Origin of the sequence: Corallococcus praedator (genome assembly GCF_003612125.1) — a bacterium.
GTDB lineage: Bacteria > Myxococcota > Myxococcia > Myxococcales > Myxococcaceae > Corallococcus > Corallococcus praedator.
Genome location: NZ_RAWI01000486.1, coordinates 1 through 6,232 on the forward strand (window position 1 = coordinate 1; position 6,232 = coordinate 6,232).

A 6,232-nucleotide genomic window follows, 5' to 3' on the forward strand; every position below is an offset into this window, starting at 1 on the left:
GGGGACCCTGGAGGTGGGAGGGGTGCGGACGCTGCCAGCCGTTCATAAAAGTAGAAGCCCTCCGGCTGCCGGGAAACGCGTTCGGTGTTAGGAAGGGCGTCCAAGCGGGCTTTCGGGGCACCGGGATTGACAGATCCCGTCCGATTCCCCCGTGGATCATCACATGAGGCGGGGCACGGCTTGACTCCCGGAATATCCGGTGTCTAGGGTGCGCGGCCTCACAAAAGCCTCAGGTCCCTATTGGAGGGACACCCGCAGCTTCCGGTTGCTCCCCGCAGGCGGCTGCGAACACCTCTCAAACAGGGGGCAGTTGTACCGTTTCCAAGGACTTCCACTTCATGCAGCAGAACGTGAACCAGCAGATCGACGGCGGTGACGAAGACTTCGCGGCGATGTTCGAGGCCTCGCTCAAGGAGCGTGGCGGCGACGGAATCCTGAAGGAAGGCGAGATCGTCAAGGGCACGGTCGTGCAGGTGACGAAGGATTTCGCGATCGTCGACATCGGCTACAAGTCCGAGGGTCAGGTCCCGATCTCCGAGTTCACCAATCCCCGCGGTGAGGTCACGGTCAAGGCCGGCGACCCCGTCGAGGTCCTCCTGGAGAGCCGTGAGAACGACACCGGCATGGTCGTCCTCTCCAAGGAGAAGGCCGACAAGATGCGCATCTGGGACGAAATCTCCGCCGCTTGCGAGCGCGACGAGATCGTCAAGGGCACCATCGTCGGACGCGTGAAGGGCGGCCTCTCCGTCGACATCGGCGTGAAGGCGTTCCTGCCCGGCAGCCAGGTGGACATCCGCCCGGTGCGCAACCTTGACCAGTACATTGGCAAGGAGTTCGAGTTCAAGGTCATCAAGTTCAACAAGAAGCGCGGCAACATCGTGCTTTCTCGTCGCGTCCTGCTGGAGAAGCAGCGCGAGGAGATGAAGAAGGAGACCCTCAAGAACCTGAAGGAGGGTGCGGTCCTCAAGGGCGTGGTCAAGAACCTCACGGACTACGGCGCCTTCATCGACCTCGGCGGCATCGACGGCCTGCTGCACATCACCGACATGTCCTGGGGCCGCATCGGTCACCCCAGCGAGATGTTCAACGTCGGTGACGAAGTGCGCGTGGTCGTCCTCAAGTTCGACCCGACGCAGGAGCGCGTCTCCCTGGGCCTCAAGCAGATCCAGGAGGACCCGTGGCACCGCGCCGACGAGAAGTACCCGGTCGGCACCCGCGTGGGCGGCAAGGTCGTGTCCATCACGGACTACGGCGCGTTCATCGAGATCGAGCAGGGCGTGGAAGGCCTCGTCCACGTCAGCGAGATGTCCTGGACCAAGCGTCTCAAGCACCCGTCCAAGATCCTGGAGGTCGGTCAGGTCGTCGAGGCCGTCGTCCTCGACATCGATCCGAAGGCCAAGCGCATCGCGCTGGGCATGAAGCAGATCGAGCAGAACCCCTGGACGCTGCTCGAGGACAAGTACCCGATCGGCTCCGTCATCAAGGGCCAGATCCGCAACGTCACCGACTTCGGCGTGTTCGTCGGCGTCGAGGAGGGCGTGGACGGCCTGGTGCACGTGTCCGACATCTCCTGGACCCAGCGCATCAAGCACCCGGGCGAGATGTTCAAGAAGGGCGACGAGGTCGAGGCCGTGGTGCTCAACATCGACGTCGAGAACGAGCGCTTCAGCCTGGGCATCAAGCAGCTCCAGCCGGATCCCTGGGAGACCCTGTCCGAGCGTCTGCCCGTGGGCAGCCGCGTGAAGGGCAAGGTCACGAAGGTCACCGACTTCGGCGCGTTCGTGGAGATCGAGCCGGGCATCGAAGGCCTCGTCCACGTCTCCGAGCTGAAGGAAGAGCGCGTGGAGAACCCCCGCGACGTGGTGAGCGAGGGCCAGGATGTCGAGGTGAAGCTCATCGACATCAACACCCCCGACCGCAAGGTGGCGCTGTCCATCAAGGCGCTCATCGGCGAGGGCGAGGACTACCGCGAGTACCTGCGCAAGCAGGCCGAAGGGTCCAAGGCCCGTCTGGGCGACGTGATGGCGAGCAAGCTGAAGAAGTAATCAGCCCAACGTCGTGACGTGAATAGCGGCCGGGTTCCCCAGTGGGAGCCCGGCCGTTTCCATTTGATTCGGCCGAAACGCCCCGTGATAAGGGCGTCAGGCGCTGTTAGCGAAGGTTCTTCCAGGAGGCAGTTCCATGGCTCGTGAAGTCGTCATCGTGGGCGCGGCCCGTACCCCCATCGGCTCCTTCCAGGGCGCCCTGTCCAAGCTCACCGCTCCCCAGCTGGGCGCCATCGCCATCAAGGCGGCGCTGGAGCGCGCGGGCGTCAAGCCGGAGGCCGTCCAGGAAGTCATCATGGGCAACGTGCTCCAGGCGGGCGTGGGCCAGGCCCCCGCGCGTCAGGCCACCATCTTCGCGGGCATCCCGGACTCCGTTCCGGCCGTCACGCTGAACAAGGTCTGTGGCTCCGGCCTCAAGGCCGTGATCGCCGCGGCACAGTCCATCGCCCTGGGTGACGCGGACGTCATCGTCGCCGGCGGCATGGAGTCCATGAGCAACGCGCCCTACATCAGCCACACGATGCGCGGCGGTGCCCGCATGGGCAACGTGGAGTTCAAGGACGCGATGATCCACGACGGCCTCTGGGACGTGTACGGCAACGTCCACATGGGCCTGTGTGCCGAGGAGTGTTCCACCTCCCAGGACATCAGCCGCTCCCAGCAGGACGAGTTCGCGCTGGAGTCCACGCGCCGCGCCATCCAGGCCCAGAAGGAAGGCCTGTTCGCGGCGGAGATCGTCCCCGTCCAGATTCCGGGCAAGAAGCCGGACGAGTTCATCACCGTCTCCGAGGATGAAGGCCCCAAGAACGCCAAGCCGGACAAGATCCCGGGCCTGAAGCCGGTGTTCAAGAAGGACGGCACGGTGACGGCCGCCAACGCGTCCTCCATCAACGACGGCGCCGCGGCGCTGGTGCTGATGAGCGAGGAGCGGGCGAAGGCGGAAGGCCGCACCATCCTGGGCCGCATCAAGGGCTACGCGCAGGCGGCCCGCAAGCCGGTGGAGTTCACCATCGCGCCGGCGGACGCCATCAACACGCTGCTCAAGAAGCAGAACATCACCGCCAAGGACGTGGACCTCTGGGAGATCAACGAGGCCTTCTCCGTGGTGTCCATCGCGAACAACCGCATCCTCGGGCTGGATCCGTCCAAGGTGAACGTGCGCGGCGGCGCGGTGGTGCTGGGCCACCCGATTGGCGCCTCCGGTGCGCGCGTGCTGGTGACGCTGCTGCACACGCTGAAGGACCAGGACAAGAAGCGGGGCGTCGCGTCGCTGTGCATCGGCGGCGGCGAAGGCATCGCGCTGATGGTCGAGCGCTGAAGGGCGTGACGGAATGAACAAGGTCTACGCGAGCGCGGAGGAAGCGGTCGCCGACATCCCGGACAACATCACCCTCATGAGCGGTGGGTTCGGGCTGTGCGGCAACCCGGAGAACCTCATCACGGCCCTGCACAAGAAGAACGTGAAGGGCCTCACCATCATCTCCAACAACTGCGGCACCACGGAGCTGGGGCTGGGCGTCCTCCTGCAGAACAAGCAGGTGAAGAAGATGGTCGCCAGCTACGTGGGGGAGAACAAGGAGTTCGAGCGCCAGTTCCTCTCCGGGGAGCTGGAGGTGGAGCTCAACCCCCAGGGCACGCTCGCGGAGCGCATCCGCGCGGGCGGCTGCGGCATTGGCGGCTTCTTCACGCCGACGGGCGCGGGCACGCAGGTGGCGGAGGGCAAGGAGTCGCGCATCATCGACGGACGGCTGCACGTGCTGGAGACGCCGCTCAAGGCGGACTACGCCATCGTGCACGCGTGGAAGGCGGACACCTGGGGCAACCTGGTGTTCCACAAGACGGCGCGCAACTTCTCCCCGATGATGTGCATGGCGGCCAAGGTCACCATCGTGGAGGCGGAGCACATCGTGCAGCCGGGAGAGCTGGACCCGGACCTGGTGCACATCCCGAGCATCTTCGTGCACCGCATCGTGCAGGCGCAGAACCTCCAGAAGTGGATCGAGCGGCGGACCGTCCGCAAGAAGGCGTCCTGACCCATGCCCCTGTCACGTGAACAGATCGCGCAGCGAATCGCCCAGGAGCTGCGGGACGGCTTCTACGTCAACCTGGGCATCGGCATCCCCACGCTCGTCCCCAACTACATCCCGGAAGGCGTGGAGGTGGTGCTCCAGTCAGAGAACGGCCTGCTCGGCATCGGGCCGTATCCGGAAGAGGGGAAGGAAGACCCGGACCTCATCAACGCGGGCAAGGAGACGGTGACGGTGGTGAAGGGCTCCGCCTTCTTCGACTCCGCTCTGTCGTTCGGGATGATCCGCGGAGGCCACATCGACCTGGCCGTGCTGGGCGCCATGGAGGTCAGCGAAGAGGGCGACCTGGCCAACTGGATGATCCCCGGCAAGATGGTCAAGGGCATGGGCGGCGCCATGGACCTGGCGGTGGGTGCCAAGCGCATCTACGTGGCCATGGAGCACGCCAACAAGGACGGGCAGCCGAAGATCCTGAAGAAGTGCTCGCTGCCGCTGACGGGCCTCAAGTGCGTGCACCACATCGTCACCGACCACGCGTTCCTGGATGTCACGCCGGAGGGCCTGGTCCTCCGGGAGCTGGCGCCCGGACTGACGGTGGAACGGGTGCAGCAGCTCACGGAGCCGAAGCTGAAGATCGCGCCCGACCTTCGTGAGATGAAGTTCTGAGCCTCCGGGGATAAGGTGCCCTTCGTTCCCAGGGACGGAAGGCACCTTGCCCCCTCGGAAAGTGGAGCACACCGCATCATGTCCGACACCCCGGAGCATCCCGTCCCCGCGCCGCGCGCCCACCGCATCGACCACGAGCTGCCCGTGGCGTACCGCACGGTGGCGGGCTTCGTGACGGACTGGGCGGTGAACCTGTCGCGCGGCGGGCTGTACATCAACACCCAGCAGCCGCTGCCCGTGGGCACCGTGGTCCGCATCCTGGTGTCGCTGCCGGGCGCGAACTTCCCGGTGGACCTGGCCGGCAAGGTGACCCGGACCAACGCGCAGGGCGCTGAAGCCGGCGGAGAGGTGCCGGGGATGGCGGTGGAGTTCGTGGACGTTGATGACGACAAGCGGTCGCGCATCGAAGCGTTCGTGGAGCGCCTGCGGGAAGCCCTGCCGGCGGACGAGCGTGGCAGCACGACCCGAAAGTAGGGCGGCCCGTCCCAGGCGTCCCCCCAGAGCGCCTGCATGCTGACGCTGCCAGAGACCCCCATTGAATTGACGATTGAGCGGCTGGGCCAGCTCGGCGAGGGCGTGGCCTCGTGGGAGGGCCGCACCGTCTTCGTGCCGGGCGCCTTCCCCGGCGACACCGTGCGCGTCCTGCTGGAAGCCCAGGGGCGCGTGCTGCGCGGCCAGCTTCGGCAGGTGCTCGTGGATGGCGCCGAGCGCGTCACGTCGCGCTGTGTGCTCTCCGAGGCCTGCGGCGGCTGTGACTGGCTGGAGCTGTCCGTCACCGCCCAGCGGTCCGCGAAGCAGGAGATCGTCCTGTCCACGTTGGAGCACCTGGGCCGGCTGTCTCGGACGGGCTTCACCGTGCGGCCGTTGATGGTGGCGCCCCGGGACTGGGGCTACCGGCGCCGGGCGGTGCTGCACGGGGCGGGGAAGGGGGCGCTCGGCTACTTCGGCCGGCGCACGCACGAGCGCGTCCCGGTGGATCTGTGTCCGGCGCTGACGCCTGTCCTGACGGCGCTTCCCGGGAAGCTGGCCCCGCTGCTCAAGCCCCTGGCGAAGGACACCGAGGAGGTGTTGCTGCTGGCCGAAGGGGACAAGGCCGCGTTCGCGGTGAACCTCTCCGGGCCGGTGACGGCGCGGCACCTGGAGGCCGCGGAGGCCGCCGTGCGCGCCCTGCGGCTGGAGGGTGCGGTGCTGGTGCCGAAGGAGGGCTCCGCCCGGCTGGTGGGCCGTCCGGTGCTGCGCTCGCTGTCGCCGCTGCGGCCGGAGGTGCCGCTGTACCTGCGTCCGGATGCGTTCGCCCAGGCGCACGCGGAGGCCAACGTGGGGCTCGTGTCCTCCGCCATCCAAGAGCTGGGGGCAAGGGAAGCGGAGTCGGTGCTGGAGCTGTACTCGGGCAACGGCAACTTCACCTTCCCGTTGGCGGGGACGGCCGCGTCGGTGCTGGGGGTGGAGTCCTCGCCGGTGGGCGTGGAAATGGCCCAGCGCAGTGCCCGGGAG

At 67.0% G+C, this 6,232-nt stretch carries 6 protein-coding genes; all 6 read left to right on the plus strand.

Annotated elements, in window-relative coordinates:
* Positions 1 to 338: 338 nt before the first annotated feature.
* The gene (locus D7Y13_RS36805) at positions 339 to 2,045 is read left to right on the plus strand and encodes a 30S ribosomal protein S1 (RefSeq protein ID WP_120537923.1); all 1,707 of its coding nucleotides are present in this window, start codon (positions 339 to 341) and stop codon (positions 2,043 to 2,045) included.
* Positions 2,046 to 2,181: 136 nt separating this feature from the next.
* The gene (locus D7Y13_RS36810; protein WP_120585956.1) at positions 2,182 to 3,363 is read left to right on the plus strand and encodes a thiolase family protein; all 1,182 of its coding nucleotides are present in this window, start codon (positions 2,182 to 2,184) and stop codon (positions 3,361 to 3,363) included.
* Between the two features lie 13 nt (positions 3,364 to 3,376).
* The gene (locus D7Y13_RS36815) at positions 3,377 to 4,078 is read left to right on the plus strand and encodes a CoA transferase subunit A (protein WP_120537925.1); all 702 of its coding nucleotides are present in this window, start codon (positions 3,377 to 3,379) and stop codon (positions 4,076 to 4,078) included.
* Between the two features lie 3 nt (positions 4,079 to 4,081).
* On the plus strand, positions 4,082 to 4,738 hold the full coding sequence (locus D7Y13_RS36820; protein ID WP_120537926.1) for a CoA transferase subunit B: 657 nt from the start codon (positions 4,082 to 4,084) through the stop codon (positions 4,736 to 4,738).
* A gap of 78 nt (positions 4,739 to 4,816) precedes the next feature.
* Positions 4,817 to 5,212, plus strand: coding sequence for a PilZ domain-containing protein (locus D7Y13_RS36825; protein ID WP_120537927.1), 396 nt, complete (start codon positions 4,817 to 4,819; stop codon positions 5,210 to 5,212).
* Between the two features lie 36 nt (positions 5,213 to 5,248).
* Positions 5,249 to 6,232: class I SAM-dependent RNA methyltransferase (locus D7Y13_RS36830; protein ID WP_147444549.1), on the plus strand; the 984-nt coding region annotated here is incomplete at its 3' end.